The 19,166-nt window shown below is 36.3% G+C and carries 21 protein-coding genes and 1 pseudogene; 9 read left to right on the forward strand and 13 right to left on the reverse strand.

The features are described from left to right. Positions 1-16 precede the first annotated feature (16 nt). Both AN959_RS12875 and AN959_RS12880 read left to right on the forward strand, forming a co-directional pair. On the forward strand, positions 17-439 hold the full coding sequence (locus AN959_RS12875) for an SRPBCC domain-containing protein (protein WP_056831255.1): 423 nt from the start codon (positions 17-19) through the stop codon (positions 437-439). After that, positions 440-784, forward strand: coding sequence for a helix-turn-helix transcriptional regulator (locus AN959_RS12880; protein WP_056831257.1), 345 nt, complete (start codon positions 440-442; stop codon positions 782-784). Between the two features lie 425 nt (positions 785-1,209). Here AN959_RS12880 and AN959_RS12885 read toward each other — a convergent pair whose 3' ends face one another. From AN959_RS12885 to AN959_RS12900, 4 genes are all read right to left on the reverse strand, one after another. Continuing rightward, positions 1,210-2,751 (reverse strand): Mur ligase family protein, encoded by a 1,542-nt coding sequence (locus tag AN959_RS12885; protein WP_056831258.1) that lies wholly within the window; start codon positions 2,749-2,751, stop codon positions 1,210-1,212. 277 nt (positions 2,752-3,028) lie between these two features. Then, the gene (locus AN959_RS12890; RefSeq protein WP_056831260.1) at positions 3,029-3,322 is read right to left on the reverse strand and encodes a DUF6509 family protein; all 294 of its coding nucleotides are present in this window, start codon (positions 3,320-3,322) and stop codon (positions 3,029-3,031) included. Positions 3,323-3,650: 328 nt separating this feature from the next. Further along, complete coding sequence (locus AN959_RS12895) at positions 3,651-4,667, reverse strand: serine hydrolase (RefSeq protein WP_056831262.1); 1,017 nt, start codon at positions 4,665-4,667, stop codon at positions 3,651-3,653. Positions 4,668-4,670: 3 nt separating this feature from the next. Continuing rightward, on the reverse strand, positions 4,671-5,207 hold the full coding sequence (locus AN959_RS12900; RefSeq protein WP_056831264.1) for a DUF4825 domain-containing protein: 537 nt from the start codon (positions 5,205-5,207) through the stop codon (positions 4,671-4,673). 102 nt (positions 5,208-5,309) lie between these two features. Between AN959_RS12900 and AN959_RS12905 the strand changes: the two genes are divergently transcribed. Beyond that, positions 5,310-6,137, forward strand: coding sequence for an STAS domain-containing protein (locus tag AN959_RS12905; RefSeq protein ID WP_056831266.1), 828 nt, complete (start codon positions 5,310-5,312; stop codon positions 6,135-6,137). A 52-nt stretch (positions 6,138-6,189) separates the two neighbouring features. Here the strand turns inward: AN959_RS12905 and AN959_RS12910 are convergent, their stop codons facing one another. After that, the gene (locus tag AN959_RS12910) at positions 6,190-6,846 is read right to left on the reverse strand and encodes a hypothetical protein (RefSeq protein ID WP_056831268.1); all 657 of its coding nucleotides are present in this window, start codon (positions 6,844-6,846) and stop codon (positions 6,190-6,192) included. A gap of 12 nt (positions 6,847-6,858) precedes the next feature. Then, positions 6,859-7,302 carry an ASCH domain-containing protein gene (locus AN959_RS12915; RefSeq protein WP_056831270.1) on the reverse strand — a complete coding sequence of 148 codons (444 nt, stop codon included), beginning with the start codon at positions 7,300-7,302 and terminating at the stop codon, positions 6,859-6,861. Between the two features lie 268 nt (positions 7,303-7,570). Here AN959_RS12915 and AN959_RS12920 point away from each other — a divergent pair, with 268 nt between their 5' ends. Both AN959_RS12920 and AN959_RS12925 read left to right on the forward strand, forming a co-directional pair. Continuing rightward, the gene (locus AN959_RS12920) at positions 7,571-8,749 is read left to right on the forward strand and encodes a DHHA1 domain-containing protein (RefSeq protein WP_056831272.1); all 1,179 of its coding nucleotides are present in this window, start codon (positions 7,571-7,573) and stop codon (positions 8,747-8,749) included. A 64-nt stretch (positions 8,750-8,813) separates the two neighbouring features. Next, on the forward strand, positions 8,814-9,218 hold the full coding sequence (locus tag AN959_RS12925) for a hypothetical protein (protein WP_053591250.1): 405 nt from the start codon (positions 8,814-8,816) through the stop codon (positions 9,216-9,218). A 244-nt stretch (positions 9,219-9,462) separates the two neighbouring features. Here the strand turns inward: AN959_RS12925 and AN959_RS21740 are convergent. Next, a pseudogene (locus AN959_RS21740) lies at positions 9,463-9,751 on the reverse strand (hypothetical protein). Between the two features lie 103 nt (positions 9,752-9,854). On the opposite strand from AN959_RS21740, the gene AN959_RS12930 reads away from it, so the two are divergent. From AN959_RS12930 to AN959_RS12945, 4 genes are all read left to right on the forward strand, one after another. Next, positions 9,855-10,250, forward strand: a complete 396-nt coding sequence (locus AN959_RS12930) for a MarR family winged helix-turn-helix transcriptional regulator (RefSeq protein ID WP_056831274.1) — start codon at positions 9,855-9,857, stop codon at positions 10,248-10,250. A gap of 19 nt (positions 10,251-10,269) precedes the next feature. Then, the gene (locus tag AN959_RS12935) at positions 10,270-11,433 is read left to right on the forward strand and encodes an MFS transporter (protein ID WP_056831277.1); all 1,164 of its coding nucleotides are present in this window, start codon (positions 10,270-10,272) and stop codon (positions 11,431-11,433) included. Positions 11,434-11,539: 106 nt separating this feature from the next. Continuing rightward, positions 11,540-12,076 carry a superoxide dismutase family protein gene (locus tag AN959_RS12940; RefSeq protein ID WP_253278916.1) on the forward strand — a complete coding sequence of 179 codons (537 nt, stop codon included), beginning with the start codon at positions 11,540-11,542 and terminating at the stop codon, positions 12,074-12,076. Between the two features lie 21 nt (positions 12,077-12,097). Continuing rightward, complete coding sequence (locus AN959_RS12945) at positions 12,098-13,180, forward strand: CAP-associated domain-containing protein (protein ID WP_056831279.1); 1,083 nt, start codon at positions 12,098-12,100, stop codon at positions 13,178-13,180. Between the two features lie 635 nt (positions 13,181-13,815). Here the strand turns inward: AN959_RS12945 and AN959_RS12950 are convergent. From AN959_RS12950 to AN959_RS12975, 6 genes are all read right to left on the reverse strand, one after another. Beyond that, positions 13,816-14,490, reverse strand: coding sequence for a DNA alkylation repair protein (locus AN959_RS12950; protein WP_056831281.1), 675 nt, complete (start codon positions 14,488-14,490; stop codon positions 13,816-13,818). Then, a complete protein-coding gene (locus AN959_RS12955) occupies positions 14,487-15,218 on the reverse strand; it encodes an NADPH-dependent oxidoreductase (RefSeq protein WP_053591246.1) in 732 nt (243 codons plus the stop codon). Before AN959_RS12955 ends, AN959_RS12950 begins: the two co-directional genes overlap by 4 nt. Positions 15,219-15,322: 104 nt before the next feature. After that, entirely contained in the window at positions 15,323-15,679 is a 357-nt protein-coding gene (locus AN959_RS12960) for a DUF779 domain-containing protein (RefSeq protein WP_056831283.1), read from the reverse strand. Positions 15,680-15,698: 19 nt separating this feature from the next. Then, the gene (adh, locus tag AN959_RS12965) at positions 15,699-17,219 is read right to left on the reverse strand and encodes an aldehyde dehydrogenase (RefSeq protein ID WP_056831285.1); all 1,521 of its coding nucleotides are present in this window, start codon (positions 17,217-17,219) and stop codon (positions 15,699-15,701) included. A 199-nt stretch (positions 17,220-17,418) separates the two neighbouring features. Beyond that, positions 17,419-18,456: an LLM class flavin-dependent oxidoreductase gene (locus tag AN959_RS12970; RefSeq protein ID WP_056831287.1), complete on the reverse strand. Its 1,038-nt coding sequence runs from the start codon at positions 18,454-18,456 to the stop codon at positions 17,419-17,421. 4 nt (positions 18,457-18,460) lie between these two features. After that, positions 18,461-19,102, reverse strand: a complete 642-nt coding sequence (locus AN959_RS12975; protein WP_056831289.1) for an NAD(P)-dependent oxidoreductase — start codon at positions 19,100-19,102, stop codon at positions 18,461-18,463. Positions 19,103-19,166 lie beyond the last annotated feature (64 nt).

Below are 19,166 nucleotides of genomic sequence, written 5' to 3' on the forward strand. Positions count from 1 at the left end.
GAAAGAAGGATATTAATTGGGAAATAAACTTAAAGATATTATACAAACAGTCACTATAAATGCACCTATTCAAAAAGTATGGGAAAATGTATCAACCGCTGACGGGATTGCAAAATGGTTTATGCCGAATGACTTTCAATTAGAAGAGGGATACGAGTTTCATATTCAATCTCCTTTCGGTCCATCCCCTTGTAAAGTAACAGAAGTAGACCCGCCAAATAAGCTTTCTTTTATTTGGGATGCAGAAGGATGGTTTGTTTCATTTATTTTAAAAGAGATGGACGATAAAACAGAATTTACTCTTATTCATGGCGGTTGGAAAGAAGCAGATGACAAACTTATAAAACCGAATGAAAAAAGTTCTGTTATCCGTGATAGAATGGCTCATGGTTGGGAAGGAATCGTACAAGAGCGCTTAAGAAAGGCTATTGAAAACTAAGTGGAAACTTCTGCAAAAAAGTATGATGTATTTCAGGCCATAGCCGATCCAACTCGCAGAGAGGTTCTAAAGCTACTAGCTGAAAAAGAGCTACCGATTTCGGAAATCACTTCCCACTTCCCAATGAGTCGTACCGCAATAGCAAAACATCTTAACGTGTTAACGGAGGCTGAGTTAGTCAGTGGTCAAAAGGTTGGAAGAGAAAAGATCTATCGCCTTCATACAGAACCATTACAGGAATTAAAACAATGGCTTTCTTACTATGAGCAATTCTGGCATAACAAACTATCCATCCTTAAGCATGTAGTAGAAAATAGTGAAAATAATACCCGAGAAACTGAGTAAAGGGAAGTACCCTTGTCTGCATTTGAAAATTGCGCCATTTAAAAGCAAAACTATTTTCAATCGTTTCCAGATAGCTATGGACAGACTTGGCTAAATCATTACCGTGAGATTTTTAGGAGGGGAGGATCGTGACTAGCCGACCTCCTCTCTTTTTTTGTAATCCTGTTGCTATTGTAATTCGAAAATCACCATACTTTAGTAATTGTTATACGGTTGGAACGCGGGTTTTAAATGTGGTTTAGAAACGAAAGTTTCTCCAATAATATCTAGAGGAATTGTCATTTGCATGTTTTAGATCGGCGCTCGCCCGCGGAATGCGTCCGCTTGGAACGGAATAATATCGCACTTTTAAATAGCAGCTATGAAGAAAGAGGCTGCCCTTAAAAGTCTTTTTTATGACTCTCAGAACAGCCCCTGTTTTACTTTTACGAGTTCCCTGCTACACGTTTTTCAAGTGGTTGGAATAGCTTCTTTTTGTCTACATCTGGTCGAATGGTTTCCAGTTGTTCCAACGCAATCTTTGCACCATAATCCATACCTTGACATCCAGCCAGTAACAATAGATCGCCATCCGTCACTTCTCCCAAACTACGTTCGATTGCATCTGGTAACTCTTCGTACAAATGAACTTTAATACCTGCTTCATCCATCACTTCTTTAAATACTGCAACCTCCGCATCTGAAACTACATCCTTCTGAGTGACATGTGATCGGCTAAGGGTTGCAGTGATTTCATGAATACCAAGTCTAGGAGCCCATCTTGCAATAGCTTCTGCATTTTCTTTATTGACCGTTACTCCACGATCTCCCCGAATAGCATATACAAGTGATACGCGATTGAATTCCATTTTTTCTAATGTTCCTAACGTAATATCTATATTTCCACTATTAGCGAAATGATCATCAATGATTTTAAAATCTTCTTCAAAGATTATTTCAAAACGACGTTCCACTCCAACAAATTCAAATAAGCTTTTTTGAATAGTTTCAACAGGTACTTCACAAAGTAACCCAATGACAATGCTTACCATTGAGTTATATACTGAATGGAATCCAGGAGTAGAAAGTTCAATTTGAAATTGCTGCTTTGGAATAACAAAATCTGATGTAATTAGGTCACGTGTAATATCTACAGTAAATATAGCTCGTCCTGTCGATAAATCTAAGTTTTTACATAAGACGTCTGCCGTTTGATTTTCTACTCCTATTGTGATTACTTTTGCTTTTGTTTTATTTACAAGCGAAGCAGAATATTTATCGTCTAGATTTAAAATAGCGACCTTGTCAGCTCCCGCGTTACGAATAAGACTAGATTTATGCATAAAATAATTCTCGAAAGAAGAATGCAAATCAATATGCTCTCTACTTATATTATTTAGAGTAACTATATCAAAATCAACACAGCCCACTCGATTTAACTCTAGTGCTGAAGAAGAGACTTCCATTGTTGCGTGAGTAACTCCAGCGTCGACCATTTGTGCGTAAAAGCGTTGTAAATCTAGAGATTCTGGAGTCGTTAATTCGGATGGCTCTGCATAATCTCCAATTTTTACAACTACCGTCCCCATTAATCCTGTAGTCAATCCATGATTCTCTAAAATGGCATTTGTCATAAAGGATGTAGAAGTTTTCCCATTTGTCGCAGTTATTCCAATTGTTTTTAATTTTCTCGTTGGGTGATTATAAAATGTATCTGCAAGTGTCGCAAGAGCAACACGACCGTTCTCTACCTTGTACTGAGGAACTTCTAATCCCTCTATAAAATCTTCGACAACTAATGCAATCGCACCATTTTCAACTGCTTGTCCCGCAAATTGATGTCCATCTACCTTAAATCCTTTTATACAAACAAATACTTGTCCTTTTTCTACTTTTCGAGAGTTATAGGCAAGTCCGGTTATCTCTATCTCTTTTTCGTTTTTGACTTCTAATATACTTACATATTCCATTATCTTCGTAATTTCCATTAAAATGGCCACCTTTATTAATGATGAAATTCGCCTTGGCGTCTTTGTGTCTAGATGTTTATCGAGCTCACCCGATAAAGTCTCCTTAAAATCTGTCACATTCATGCAGGAATTAACATTATTCCCTAGTGGTGATTTCCTGATGAATAGTGTTAAATCATTATCTTACAGTTTACCCCAATTATCAAAAGAAGAAAACAGCTAAGATAAATCGCTGCGTGAATAAACATTTTTATACATTAAAAAAGAGAAGGATCTCCCTTCTCTAAAGTATTTTTTATATTGCCTCGTTAAAATGTTCCTTACAAAAGTTGAGAACAAGTGCCTCTTCTTCGTCTTCTAAACCAAAATCCAATACTTTGCCATTGCTTCTGTTTAAAATGTGATATTGAACAATTCGTTCCACTGTATCTTCCACTGCTAAAATAACCCTTATATCTAAAGAATCACCTTCTTCAAATAGTTCATCATCTTCCGGTACTTCAATACCAAGTAAAAATTCGTAACGATCCCCTACAATGATTCCTGTAGGATCTTTTATTTTTTCAACCTCATAGGATGTTATGTTCAAAAATTCCACCTCCATTAAATTATTTTATCACTTTCTAGTTAGAAAATAATGCCCTAACTATTTTGTTGTTATAATGAATATACAAAACATATTAGGGGGAGAACAAACTGAAACTTAACGCAGAAAAGATTATATATATTATTGTCCCACTATACCTTCTATTATTAGTATTTGGAAAAGGTCTTAATAGTATCCTTTTCTCCATTCTTTCATTGGTCTTGGGAATCACTATGCTCTATCTAGCCTATAAACTACTACGAAAACAAAGAGAAGAGCGAAAAAAGAGTTGAAAAATCCTGCATTACTTCTGCAGGATTTTTTAATCTTATCACATCAGTTCATCTTCTATTTCTTTCATTACTTTAAACGCACCTTTAGAGATATTTGCACATATCGCTAGTGTGATGTTGGATTGTGGATAAAAAGCAGAATGGAAGCTTACACCTGGGTCATAACCCATTAAATGATACTTATAAATATTTCCCTCTTTTTTAGCAATCCATACTCCATAACCATAAAAGTCATTCCCATCTTCCAGTACATGTGGAAAAAGTAATTGATTGGTTACCAATTCACTTAATAGCGCATTACTCAAAAGAGCATCCCAAAACTTCACCATGTCCATAGCACTTACAAAGGCTCCTCCATCCGCCCCCCCCTGGACAGGCAATGAATATACATTTGTTTTCCAAGTGCCGTCCTTGTAATCTATATACCCAGTAGCAACATTCCCAGGAAGTTTATCTAAAGCAAAATAACCGGAATCGACCATTCCTGCTTTATCAAAAACATGTTGTTGTACATAATCGGTAAATACTTGTCCACTCACTTTTTCAATGATTAAACCAAGAAGAATATAGCCAGCATTATTATAGTGAAATCGCTCACCTGGATTAGCTTTCATTTTTTCATTTTGAAAAAAAGGTAAAAAATCCTCCAAATGACGCATATGATACATCGGTTTAGCTATCCATAATTCTTCAAAATCATCCATAACCTCTTCATCAAAATAATCGGGAATACCTGATGTATGGGTTAATAGGTGATGAATTGTTATATTTTCATCAAAATACGGAAAAGAGATATCTAAGCATTCCATAAGCTTCGTATCAAACGTTAGCTTTTGCTTCTCAACAAGCTGACAAATAGCAACAGCTGTGAAAATTTTACAGCCAGATGCGATACCGAAACGTGTATCTTTCCTATTTTTTATAGAGTCTCCACGATTAGCATAGCCAGTGTTAGATTCTATAAGCACTGATTCTCCATTTTTAACAAAAGTCACCCCTGAAAAATCTATTTCTCTTTGAATTTGCTCTATTTTTGTCATTAAACTACCCATCATTGTTTATTCCCCCTGTTTTGTATAAAGATTCAGCCATGCACCGCTATCCTTCTCCAGCAAAGGATTTTGTACTAGTTTCTTAAAAACTTCTGGATTAATTAATTGAGAAAAGTCGTTTCCAAACCATTCTTTCACATTAGCTTTCTTAACGACATATGTTCGATCTGAATACTGTAAATTTATTTCTTCTATATTTTTAATTAGCACAAAAGCAGCTGTAGTGTTGTAAATGACTGCTTTTTCCGTTTCTTCACTACTTAGAGAATCATAGTTTACAACTAATATTAATTTCTCCGAATCCATTTCTATACTTTTTTTATCATTAGCTAGCGGCAAGTTATTGAATAGATTACTTGTATTAGCTGCATCACCCATGTAGTCATTTTCATAAGCCAATACTTTCTCAAAAGAGTGAGTAGCTACACTTAACTGACTTGTTTTATCCTCTATTACGTTTTTTTGATTGTTATTTAAAACATAAACTACACCGATAAGTAAAAGCATAGCCATAATGATGATTAGCCATGTGTTTTTTTGCATTCAATTCCCTCCAAGCTATGCCACTGTATAAGAACATCACTAGTATAAAATCATTAAGTAATCTACAATATAATTACTAGAATATAGAAAACGAGGGATTCCATGAGTAAACTTAATGAAGATTTATATAATTATTTAATAGAGAATAAATCAAAAATTACAGATGAATGGATTACCTGTCAACTTCTCGCAAACCCAACATATGTTACATTAAAAACTGAAGCATATTTAAGGAAAGAAAATGAAGCTTTAATAGAAGCTATTACATCTATTTTTGTACAAAACAAAGATAAATTTAAAGAATATATTGATAATCGTGCATTTAAAGTTGCTGAAAAAAGAGCTACAGAATCATTCCCTATTCATGAAAGTATTCAGGGATTTAATAATACACGTAAAGTTTATTGGAACTTTGTGCAAGAATTCATTAAATCTACTGATAAGATAGTTACTGTAGACGATGTCTCTAGTTGGTCAAATGAAATGAATTCAGCCTTTGATTATATAGTGCAAATATTTTCAAAACATCATTACGAACTAACTCAGCAAATGCTCGAATATCAACAAGCTCTAATTTTAGAGCTAAGCAGTCCTGTCATCCCAATAAAGGAGGGCATTGGTGTGTTACCACTTGTTGGTAAAATCGATTCCCAACGGAGTCAAATAATATTGGAATCGACTTTAGAGCAATGCACTGCAAAAAAACTTTTTACTATTTTTATTGATTTATCTGGAGTTCCTATTCTGGATACAATGGTGGCCCAACAGCTATATCAACTTCTAGTAGCACTTAAACTGATTGGTGTAGAGCCTATTTTTTCTGGTATACGACCAGAATTAGCAAGGACAGCGCTATCCTTAGAAATAGACTTTTCATCGATTAAAACATATTCTACTTTATCCCAAGCACTGATAGCCCATCAAAATTAATAGCGAACAAATGCGGCAAGGAGAATTCTAAAGAGGAATTTTTCTGTCGCTTTTATTGTTTTATTTGCATCTTTCCGTCATTCAATACTATAAGGCGTTGGCCATCTTCAAGCTCTATTTCTAAAGGAGAATTTTCGCTTATTTTTTTGGAAAAGTACCATCTTCTATTAGGTGGAACTAACAAAATAAACGTATCTTTAGTTCCTAAAAAGTTGAGTTCATCTGGTTCAATGTCTACGTGACCTGAAATTGGTATACCAATATTTTGGAGTTGATCTCCTACTTCTTTAACAAAAGGGGTAGTAATACTTACCTCACTTAAATTCAATAGTGATTCCACACTAAAGTCGCTCCATTTGTCCACACTGCGTCTTGCAATGAATTCAATTACATTCCCTGCTGGATCTTCAAAATAGAAAGCATCTGCATCAAAACGTTTATAGTAAATTTCGTCTACAGAATCTTCTCTATTTAATGTCACTCTTTCTAATGCCCAATGCTTAGCAAGCGTAAATTGATTACCTGGAATATTAATAGCAAAATGGTATAATGTCGATTGCTCGGACTCACAAAAAGTAAGCGTGGACGTACCAATAGATACTGTGAAATAGGAATTACTTGACTCTAAAATTTGAAGCCCTAACACATTGCTATAGAAACCTTTTAGTATCTTTAATTGATTTGTATAAAACATAACAGCTTTGAACATCTTCTCACCCCATTATTTGGTATTGATTAACTCAAAGCGCTCACAAACTAGCAACATATCCTCGGAGAACTCTAAATTTACTTCCTCTAATGCTTTTGTAAAAAACTGAACATGAGCATTTTTCCAGTGATTGTAAGAACGATCTCCTTCTCCTTCAGCATATGCAAATTCTGCAGATACCTTGTTCATAGGTAAAATTTTTACTTCAGTAGTTCGAATAATACAAACTGGCTCATCTTGGCTATTTAGCACAACACTGTAGTCATCCACTTTTGGTAGAGGTTCTTTTTCTAATTTATAAAAGATGTGTCCAGAACAAGTTGCCGTTTTAACCCCATCCACAACTAGTTGGGCTAACTCATCTGGAATTCCTCCAAACTGCCATGCACTAACAGATGTAGGTTTCACTCTCCCTTTCCAAAATGTATCCCAATAAAATTGTGCAGATGAGTTCATAATTTCCCCTCAATTCTTCTATATAGTTCCAGTATAGGGAAGAATGACAATAAATACTATTGCAAATTTATTATTTTAATCGTCAATTTCATACTGTATTGACTAAAGGTTGCCTATGTACAGTCAATTAGAACGTGAATAGATTTTTAACTCAAGATATTACAAAGAGGTGTCTTTGAGAGAAATCCTTTATGAAGAACTAGGAGACCACATTAAAAATGCGGTCTCCTCTTTATCATGCTATATTTTAAGAAAGGAGTGATAGCATGTGACGATTAAACTTTATTATAAAGATGCATACATACAAACATTTTCCGCAAAGGTTATTAAAAAAGAGCAGGATTATGTTGTCCTTTCGGAAACTACGTTTTATCCTACTGGTGGCGGGCAACCACATGATACAGGCACATTAAATAATATAGCTGTTACGAATGTAGAAACAATAGATGGGGAGATTAGACATTACTTAGCAACAAACCTTCCTTCCGATATAGAGTATGTGGAAGGAGCTATCGATTGGAAAAGACGCTTTGACCATATGCAACAACATAGTGGGCAGCATATATTGTCAGCTGCTTTTGATAACTTGTTTGGTTTGCAAACGGTTAGCTTTCATTTAGGCAAGGATAGCTCCACAATTGATATAGATACGAGTGAAGTTTCAGAGGAACAGTTACAACAAGTTGAAGACCTCGCAAATCAAATTATTTTGGAGAACCGGACTATAGAGACAAAATGGGTTACGGAAGCAGATCTTAAGGACTATAAACTTCGAAAAGCTACAAAAGTCAAAGAAGATATACGTCTTGTTCTTATCCCAGATTTTGATGATAATGCATGTGGTGGTACACACCCAACATCAACAGGACAGATTGGTCTAATCAAAATACTGCAAACCGAAAAACAAAAACGAATGATTCGAGTGGAGTTTGTTTGTGGTAATCGAGTAATATCGCATTTACACCGTAAACAATCAATAGTCTCTAATTTGATACAAAGCTTAAGCTCACCTGAAGAAAAACTAGAAGACACTGTAAGGGCATTGCTGTATAACGGAAAAGCACATGAGAAACAAATAGCAAACTTAAAAGAAACGCTTGTGCATTATGAAGCAAAACAACTTATTCAAAATAATCAAGGACGACTAATCTCATCAACTTTCCAAGGACGAACAATTCAAGAGCTTCAAAAGCTTGCAAAATTCATCACTTCTGAATCAGAGCAATCAATCTGTATCTTAATATCTGAAAATGAAGATCGCTTACAATTAGTTTCCGCTAAAGGTCAAGCTGTGGAACAAAGTATGAAACAACTAATGGAATCTATCTTGCCTTTCATAAACGGCAAAGGTGGAGGAAACGATACTATTGCCCAAGGCGGAGGAGAAAAGATTCTCTCAAGTGAGCAATTACTAGAAAAAGCACTAACTAATATCCATTCCTTATAACCGTTCCATATTAATCCTCCTCACATATACTATGTTGAATATATAGTGAAAGGAGGATTTATTAATGAATCAATTCCCAGATTTTCAACCAGGTAGAGGACAGTTTCCAGGGCAATTCCCGGGAGGGCAATTTCCAGGGCAGGGTCCAGGGCAGTTTCCAGGACAGGGTCCTTCTTTTCCACCAGGATTTCCACCTGGTCAGCAACAGCAAGGAGGAGCGCCTACAAGTGCCCCTCCATCCTTCGTTCCTCAAAGACAACAGAGTGTAGGAGTTTTTGCAGTAGATCCAGGTGCTATTCGTGGTTGTCTATTCCGCAATACCTATGTATGGCTAACAAATGGACGTTCTTTCTGGTTCTTCCCAACTTTTGTTGGTAGAAATTCAGTTGCTGGCTGGAGATGGAACGGTCGCAGATGGACATATTATGGTACAGATTTAAATAGAATCGCTTCATTCCAATGCTTCTAAGAATCAAGCGCACTATTTTTTAATACGCTCAGACTGCAGACAAACTCAAAGAATTTTGAGCTTGTCTGCAGTTTTTTCTTTTACAATAAAAAAATGGTGAATAGACTGTTGATTTCTACTTCTGGCGGAAGCTTTCCGCTGAGGAGCCGCCCTCTGTAAATCAATCGTGCGGATAATTACATGATGGTCCAACATGGCGTATCGCTAGTTCTTAGGGTTCGATTTCCATACTAAAATGTCGCACTTAATTAGTATCCTTTTTTATGTGCGATTTCGATAAGCAGGATGTTTTTAAGGAAGCATAAGACCCAATTGCTGCTGCGCTATAAAAAAAACCATAAAAATACCTGCAGACAAGTCATGAGGGTGACTGTGAATATAAAAATGAATAATCCAATTATTGTTGCAATTGATGATACATATTGTGGTTTAATGGGGAATACCTTTTTCACTATTTCTGTTATTATGAGAATAACAGGTACTGCCCAAATAGAATCCCAAACGTTTGTGTGAATAATAGGAAACTCTGTCATCACATTATGTCCTTCGAATCAATACCTTTACAAATTTCGAACATAGAAGTAAAATATTTAACTAGGTAAACAATAAAATAATCGTATAAGGAGTTTCCGAATAATGAATCCACTTTTTCATGAGCTTTTTCAAAAAACTCGTTATTTAACAAACGAGATAAATTATACATTAAAAAAACATAATTTATATGCATCGCAATGGTCTGTTCTTTTCTGCATTAAGAAGCATGGAGAAATGTCTTTAACTCAAATTTGGAAGTATTTAAATGTGGAAGCTCCTACGATTACTCGTACAGTTTATCGCTTAGTTGAGCTCGGATGGGTAGATATTTACCCTGGTAAAGATCGCAGGGAAAAAATCGTGAAATTGTCGGAAAAGGCCCTACTTGATTTTCCGGAAATTAAAGCTTCAATTGTTGAATTTGAAGAGAGAACTGTCTCTAATCTCACGCCTGAAGAGCAAATTTTACTAATCCAGCTCCTACAAAAAATGAAATAAACAAGGTGGCGTAATTGTTTTGAAAAAGAAAGAACCCATATGGACAAAACCATTTATCAGTTTGTTCACAACAAACTTTTCTATCTTTATTATATTTTATGGTTTAGTTTCTGTGCTTCCTCTTTATGCAACAGATGTATTATCTCGTTCAGATGAAGATGCTGGTTTATTAATGACCATTTTTTTAATTTCTGCAATTTTAGTTCGACCTTTCTCTGGTAAAATTCTAGATATCGTCGGAAAGCGAAAAATGCTTTGGACAACGTTGTCTCTATATTTAGTATGTACAGCGCTTTACTATTTTATTGAACCATTTGAAGCATTATTAGTTTTACGATTTGTTCAAGGTATTTTCTTTAGTATCGCAACTACCGCAAGCGGATCGATGGCTGCAGATAATATTCCGATTTCAAGACGCGGTGCTGGACTAGGTTATTTTACAATGTCTACTAACTTAGCAGTAGTTGTAGGCCCCTTGATTGCATTAACACTAGTTCAATATTTTTCTTATGAATTCATGTTTTTAGCCTTAACCGCTTTATTAGTAATTGGTGCACTTACTGCACTCATGATTCCAGAAGATAAGAAGCCTGCTAATTCGCTACCCAAAACTAAATTAACTTGGAATGATCTTTTTGAGAAAAAGGCTTTACCAGTAGCATTGATGGCTAGTTTAATTGCTTTTTCTTACGCTAGTGTGTTGTCTTATTTATCTATTTACTCACAAGGTAAAGGATTGCTCCATTTAACAAGCAGCTTTTTTGCCGTTTTTGCCATAGTAATGCTTGTAACAAGACCATTTACTGGACGAATTTTCGACGAGAAAGGACCTAAATATATTATTATTCCAGGTATACTTTCCTTTATCATAGGGCTTGTTTTACTTGCTCATGTAGATTCTCCTTTTCTATACTTACTTTCAGGAGCATTTGTTGGCCTAGGATACGGAGCAGTAGTGCCAAGCTTCCAAACGCTTGCAATCCAATCGACGAAGCATGAGAGAAGCGGCTATGCAACTGCCACATTTTTTACACTCTTTGATACAGGCTTAGCGATCGGTTCCTATATACTTGGAATCATTGCAACCCAACTTGGTTATCAAAATTTATATTTATTTTCTACTATTTTTCTTATAATCGCTCTGATTGTATTTATAGTTAGACAGAAGAAAACGACCGTTTAGCATATACGCTAAACGGTTTTCTTTACCATTTTTATTAATCATTCATGTATATTTACCCTAAATTTGGTAAGACTTGAATGGAATATCATTTGGGGAGGGTAATTAGTTGAAAATACAATACATTTTTTATTTAATGGTAGTAACAATCTTCTTGGGAGGATGTAACTTTTCCTCGGCAGATGCAGATTTAAACGAATCGTTACAAGTTTCATTATTGAACACAGAAGGAAAAGAAGTTGGACAAGCTACACTTTCTGAACATTCTAAAGGAGTACACATCCTGTTAAAAGCGGAAGGACTAACTCCGGGAACGAAGGCGATCCATTTTCATGAAAAGGCTATTTGTGAAAAGCCAGAGTTTACTACTGCAGGAGCGCATGTTAACCCAGAGCATAAAGAGCATGGCTTCCAAAATCCAAAAGGATATCATGCTGGGGATTTACCTAACATAGAAGTCGACGAAGATGGTAAAGTAGAGTTAGAAACAGTTTCACCCGCTGTTGTATTAACAGCTGGGAAAAGCAATTCACTGTTAGATGCGGATGGTAGTTCTATAATTATCCATGAAAATGCGGATGATTATAAAACCGATCCTGCTGGAAACTCAGGTGCTCGAATAGTGTGTGGTGCAATAAGTAAGTAAGTAAGTTAGGCGGTGATTGCGATGAGAAAAATAGGTTGGTTTTTACTATTAGTTTTAGCCATTTTCTTCTCTAGACCATTATGGGAAGAATATGCTTCCGAATATGTAGATTTAACCTTCTTAACACCCGTAGATAATTGGATTGACTCTTTAGAGGTCGGTCAATATTTAAATGAGGCAAAAGCATATTGGGAGGAATTAAAAGAGGAACCAGCTGATACAATTTCTTCTGAACAAAAGCCTTCTGCAGGAAATGGGATAGAACTAGATAAAATAACAATTGGTATGAAAAAAAGTGAAATTGAGAAAATTCATGGTGCTGCTAAAAGAGTTAGTCTGAATGAGTATAACTTAGTTTGGCATACGTACCATGAGAACTATAAAAATTTCATGATGGTTTCATATGATATTAATAACGTAGCAAACGCTATGTTTACGAACCAGCCTTCTCAGTCTTCTTTTCTAGGCTTGAATATAGACAGTACTAGGGATGAGGTCCATGCGGTGCTTGGTGAACCTCTCACTAAACTCAAGAAAGGTAACATAGTCTATATCCTACCAAATAATGGGGAATATGATTTATATTTAATAGATGGAAATTATATAACGATATTTTATGATCTACATGAAAGTAACACGATTACTGCTTTACAAATAGTAGCCCAATCTGTTGAGAAGGACCATCAAACGACATTTGGGGAGCCTTCCGAAGAGCTAAAAAAGGGGTTTGAGTTTCAGCTTTTTGACTTAACAAATTCCGCTCGCGTTATTCGTGGCCTTTCTATTCTTACGTATGATGAAGCAGTAAGTGAAACGGCTCGAAAACATAGTGAAGATATGGCCATCCATAATTACTTCAGTCATGAAAACCTCAATGGAAAATCTCCATTCGATCGACTTGAAGATGATGGTTTACTATTTTCTTATGCAGGAGAAAACTTGGCTTATGGACAATCTAGTAGTATTTTTGCCCATGAAGGACTAATGAATTCTATGGGGCACCGTAAAAATATACTAAGTGCAGATTTTGAAAGCTTAGGAGTAGGCACAGCGTTTAACAAAGAAGATACCCCATATTACACGGAAAATTTCTTTTCGGAATAATAGGTGTACAATCGCTACACCATTACCATGAATCGAGATTGGAGACAAAAGGCAGTTGACTCCTGCGGGAAAGTGAGACAGACGAGAACCCGCACGTAGCGTACCATGGCACTAAAAAAGTCTATAGAATTTGACTTTACTAAATAATTTCGTCCGATAAATAAGAAAATCGTTGAAACGGCTCCCTTTCCGCGGGCGTTGCCTTAGCCTCCTCGCTGCGCTGCGGGGTCTTCGGCTAACGCTATTCCCGCAGGAGTGTCGCCTTTTTAAACGATTTTTTATAAATACTAATTGAAAAAATGTTAGTGATAAAAACTTGCTATATAATTGGTATGAAGATTTCCTAATTGAAAATCGGATAATAGTTAATTGAAGTGGAAGGCGGCGACTCCAGCCGTGAGCGAAAAGACCCTGGACAGAGCGTAGCGAGGGAAGCGGCTGAAGCCATGCCGGCGGAACGCGTCCGCCTGGAACCGAAATTAACGGGTCCAAAATAAAGATCGACTATATATAAATAAATTCGAATTTGTCTACAGACTGATTGGAGAGAAGTAACTAAGTTACTTCTCTCCAATTTTTTCATAATCCTGTTCTTACCTTTACTATAGTTATAGTGCTAATCACGATCTCACTAGTTATTGAAGGTGCTTCAATGCTTCCCGTTTACTTAACGGAGCAAGATGGGTATTTCCAACAAATTCCCGTACAATTTCTGGATTTGTTTTTGCATACTCTCTTAAGACCCAACCTATTGCTTTTTGAATAAAAAATTCTTTAGAATTACTATGCCGCTCAATCGTTGCAAACAAGAGTGCTTCGTTCGTTTCTTTTTTATATTTTAACTGATGCAAAATAGAAGCTCGGTTTGTCCATATATTGGGAGACTTAGCCCACTCCATCATCACGGACTCACCCTCACTCCTATTGGATTTTACAATCCTTCCAACAATGTTAGGGCCAATGGAATCCACACTATCCCACCATGATTTATTTTCGATTAGTTTTTGACAAAAAGATAAATCTTTTGTAGTTAGCTTCTTTTGAAAATTGCTTAATAACTCAATAGCCACATAGTGATATTCACGCTCATCTTGCTGATAAAGTGACCATACTTCGTCCTGTAATGATTCTTCTGGTGGAAGCTCTAATTCATTTAGTAGGCTGCGGAAAATCACTCGACGTTCCGGTGTTTTTATACCCAAAAAAGGAAAATGATTTTTCATATATTTCGCCATCGGTAAAGCATTTTCTTCATTGCGATGAGGCTCCATATAACTCTTCACTAGCTCTTTTGTCCATTTATTTTTCATTTAAAATGAAATCCTTTAGTAGCTAGAAATTCTGCCATATGGGAGCGTCTAGGCTTTTCAAGAAATTCTGCCATAGAATTTGTCCAATTCGCTATCTTTTGATTGGATCCCCTACTAGCATAATATTCCTCCATCGTTTGATCGTATTCCTTTAGCAGTATTTCATATTTTGCACTATCATACACATTCTCATGGAGTATAGCTTCAACCGGAAGACGAGGTTTGACCTCATTTTGCTGATCTGGTAATCCTAGAGTAATTGCAAATAGTGGGAATACCCCTTCCGGTAAGTCAAATAATTGACTGATTTTTGTCGGTTCGTTTCGTACTCCACCAATATAACAGATCCCATATCCTTTTGACTCTGCTGCAATGACAAGGTTTTGTGCAAATAATGCTACATCCACTGTTCCGACAAGTACATTTTCTGTTGTATCTACTACAATCTCCGTATTATGTAATTTACCCGCTGCTTGAAGTCTATTAAAATCAGCACACAATAAAAACGCCGCTCCTGCAGTTTCAAATTGCTGTGGATTGCGAGATAATCTACCCAATTCTTCTTTCTTAACTTCATCTGTTATCCATATAACACTATACGCTTGAACAAAATGAGAACTAGCTGCATGCTGAGCAGTTTCGATAAGCTCATAAACCTCTTCTTTCGAAAGTGTATAGTCTTTATATTTTCTTACTGATGCATGACTGCGTAACAGTTTTTCTACCATTAGAATAAACCCCTTTCACTTAAACCTTTATGTATAGTATAGCTGAATCTAACATAAAAAAACGAATTGGAAAGACTATCAAAGTCTTTCCAATTCGTTTATATTCAATTCTGTAACTGTTTATTTTCTTCTATGGTGAATGCTCTAGATCTTGTTAAAAAGCGCTTACCTTCTACTCCCTCTAATGAAAACATTCCGCCTCGGCCATCCACTACATCAATGATTAATTGTGTATGCTTCCAGTAATCGAATTGGTTTTTATGCATATAGAATGGCGTATCTCCAATATGTCCTAGTAATACATCTTGGTCTCCTACTATAAGATCCCCGTTTGGATAACACATCGGTGAAGAACCATCACAGCATCCTCCCGATTGGTGGAACATTAAAGGACCATGTTTGCCTTTCAATAAATTAATGAGTTCTAGTGCAGCGTCTGTAGCGATTACGCGTTCAACCATCTACACTCACCCTTTCTTATCAAAAGAATCCTAATTTGTTTTCATTGTAGCTTACAAGTAGATTCTTTGTTTGTTGGTAATGACTTAGCATCGTCAAATGATTTTCACGACCAATACCTGACATTTTATATCCACCAAATGCAGCATGCGCTGGATATTGGTGATAGCAGTTTGTCCAAACACGTCCTGCTTGAATTCCACGTCCGAATCGGTAAGCCGTGTTCATATCACGTGTCCAAATACCAGAACCTAATCCATATAATGTATCATTTGCGATTTCCAAAGCTTCCTCTTTTGTTTTAAATGTTGTTACGGATACAACAGGCCCAAAGATTTCCTCTTGGAATATGCGCATATTGTTCGTACCTTTAAATACAGTTGGTTTAATATAATATCCTTCTGCTAGTTCTCCATCTAGCGTATTACGTTCTCCACCAATTAAACATTCTGCTCCTTCTTGCTTTCCAATATCAAGATAGGACAAGATTTTTTCCATCTGCTCTGTTGAAGCTTGCGCTCCCATCATGACGGATGGATCTAGTGGATTCCCTGTTTTAATTGCTTCCACACGTGCAAGTACCCTTTCCATAAATTTATCATAAATAGATTCTTGGATAAGTGCTCGAGAAGGACATGTACATACTTCCCCTTGGTTTAAAGCAAATAGAACGAATCCTTCTACCGCTTTATCTAAAAACGCATCGTCCTGATCCATGATGTCTTCGAAGAATATGTTTGGTGATTTTCCCCCAAGCTCTAAAGTTACAGGGATTAAATTTTGAGAAGCATATTGCATAATTAAACGTCCAGTTGTTGTTTCTCCAGTAAACGCTATTTTACTTATACGCGGACTAGATGCCAGAGGTTTTCCAGCTTCTAAACCAAATCCATTCACAATATTTACAACACCAGGTGGTAATAAATCTCCAATTAGTTCGATAAGTACTAAAATAGATGCAGGTGTTTGTTCAGCAGGTTTTAAGACCACACAGTTGCCTGCCGCAAGTGCTGGTGCAAGCTTCCAAACAGCCATCAATAGCGGAAAGTTCCAAGGGATAATTTGTCCTACCACACCTAGAGGTTCATGGAAGTGATAAGCTACCGTATCGTTGTCAATTTGGCTTAACCCACCTTCTTGAGCACGGATTGCCCCTGCAAAATAACGAAAATGATCTATAGCTAGTGGTAAATCTGCGTTCAGTGTCTCACGAACAGCTTTTCCGTTATCCCATGTTTCTGCAACTGCAAGCATTTCTAAATTTTCTTCTATACGATTTGCAATTTTATTTAAAATATTAGATCGTTCAGCAACGGACGTTTTTCCCCATGCATCTTTTGCTGCATGAGCTGCATCCAAGGCAAACTCAATATCTTCTGAGGTTGAACGAGCAACTTGTGTAAATACTTTACCTGTTATTGGTGTAACATTTTCAAAATATTGACCTTTTACCGGGGGTGTCCACTCGCCATTAATATAGTTTTCATACTTGTCCTTAAATGAAACCTTCGAGCCTTCTGTATTCGGAAATGCATAAACCATTCTGTAATTCCTCCCCTTCTTGATTGTCCTCGCACTACACATATTATGCATAAATATTTTTTGTATGCGTTTTCAAAACTATTTAATAACTAATAGTTTCATATTTATTTTGACAGATAATATTAAATGTTTCAATTATTTTACTATTTACAAAAAAATAGACTTGAGGTTTAAATAAGCCCTCAAGTCTATTTGACATCTATTTATTAGTCTCTCTTCTTACTATTGGTGCCACTTCTGTTGCGAGAAGTTCCAAACCTTTTGCTATCGTACTAAATGATTGACCCCCAATATCCATCTGGGCAATGAAACGTTTATGTCCAAATAGTTCATGTTGGATAAGAATTTTTTCAATCACTTGTTGTGAACTTCCTACAAACAATGCAGTTTCAGGACTCGCCATTTGCTCAAAGTCAGCTCGAGACATTCTCGTTCCCATACCTCTCTGCTTATTTACATAAGACCAATAATTAGAGTAATATGGATAAAATTCCTCCTTGGCCTGTTGTGTTTCTTTAGCAATATACGTATGGCCTGTTACTCCAACAGCTAAACTTTCACGCGCATGACCCGCATCTAATCCTGCTTGTAGATACAAGTCTACAAGTGGTTTAAAGTTGCGAGGATTTCCCCCGAGTATAGCAAGAGCCATACCTGTCCCAAGTCTCCCTGCTCTAACTGCACTTTCTGGGGTCCCGCCTACTCCTATCCAAATTGGAAGTTCCTCTTGTATTGGCCTAGGAGAAATCATGGCATTTGTTAGATTTGGACGGAATTTCCCTTGCCAGGTTACTATTTCTTCTCTAGTTAATTGCTGAAGTAATTTAATGTTTTCCTCAAATAAAGCATCATAGTCATTCAAATCATATCCAAAAAGCGGAAAAGACTCTACGAATGCTCCTCTTCCGGCTATAATCTCCGCTCTCCCATTTGAGATTTGATCTAAAGTTGCAAAGTCTTCAAATAAACGAACAGGATCCAATGTACTTAGCACAGAAGTTGCACTTGTTAACTTAATATTTTGTGTTGCTTGGGCAATCGCTGAAAGAATAACAGCTGGAGAGGATATTGCATAATCTAGTCGATGATGTTCTCCTACCCCAAATATATCAAGCCCTGCCTCATCAGCCATTTTTCCAAGTTCTATTATTTCTTTTAGTCGTTGTGATGTGCTTGTAGTTTCTCCAGTGAGCGGATTTGGACCAAGATCACCAAAGGTATAAATACCAATCTCCATCGTTTTACTCTGCTTCTGATACAACTGTAAAACGTTCGTTTACATGTTGAGGATTTTCTATTTCATCTACTACGGCTACAGCATAGTCTGCATAGCTAACATAACTTTCCCCTTTTGCATTTACAATGAAATTGTCTTTCCCTTTTTGGTAAGCACCTGTTCTTTTTCCTTCTGGATTAAAGAATGCAGCAGGGCTAACAAATGTCCATTGAATACCTTCTGATGCTTTTAGGTCTTCTAAGTTTTTTCCTTGGTTTGATGCCGTTGGAAGATATTCTTTAGGGAACTCAGGTGTATCCATCAATTTGATTGATTTAGCTTCATCTACAAACAAGCTTCCAGCTCCACCAACAACTACTAGTTTTGTTTCGGGTGCATTTTTTAATGCACTTATTAATGATTTTCCGGCCTCTACATGTACATGTTCTTGACCCGGAGGAGCACTAATTGCATTGACTACTACATCAAATTGATTCATGTCTTCTCCTGTTAATTCAAAAACATCTTTTTCTAATACGTTTGTATTTTTATCTTCTACTTTAGAAGCATTTCTTACAATTGCAGTTACTTCATGCCCTCTGTCAGCTGCTTCTTTATAAATTAAATTTCCTGCTTTTCCTGTTGCTCCAATTACGCCTATTTTCATTTATATTCCCTCCGAAGATATTATTTTTGTTGTAACCATAAAAGTTACAACTATATCAAAAAAA

Origin of the sequence: Psychrobacillus sp. FJAT-21963, from assembly GCF_001420585.1 — a bacterium.
Taxonomy (GTDB): Bacteria; Bacillota; Bacilli; order Bacillales_A; family Planococcaceae; genus Psychrobacillus.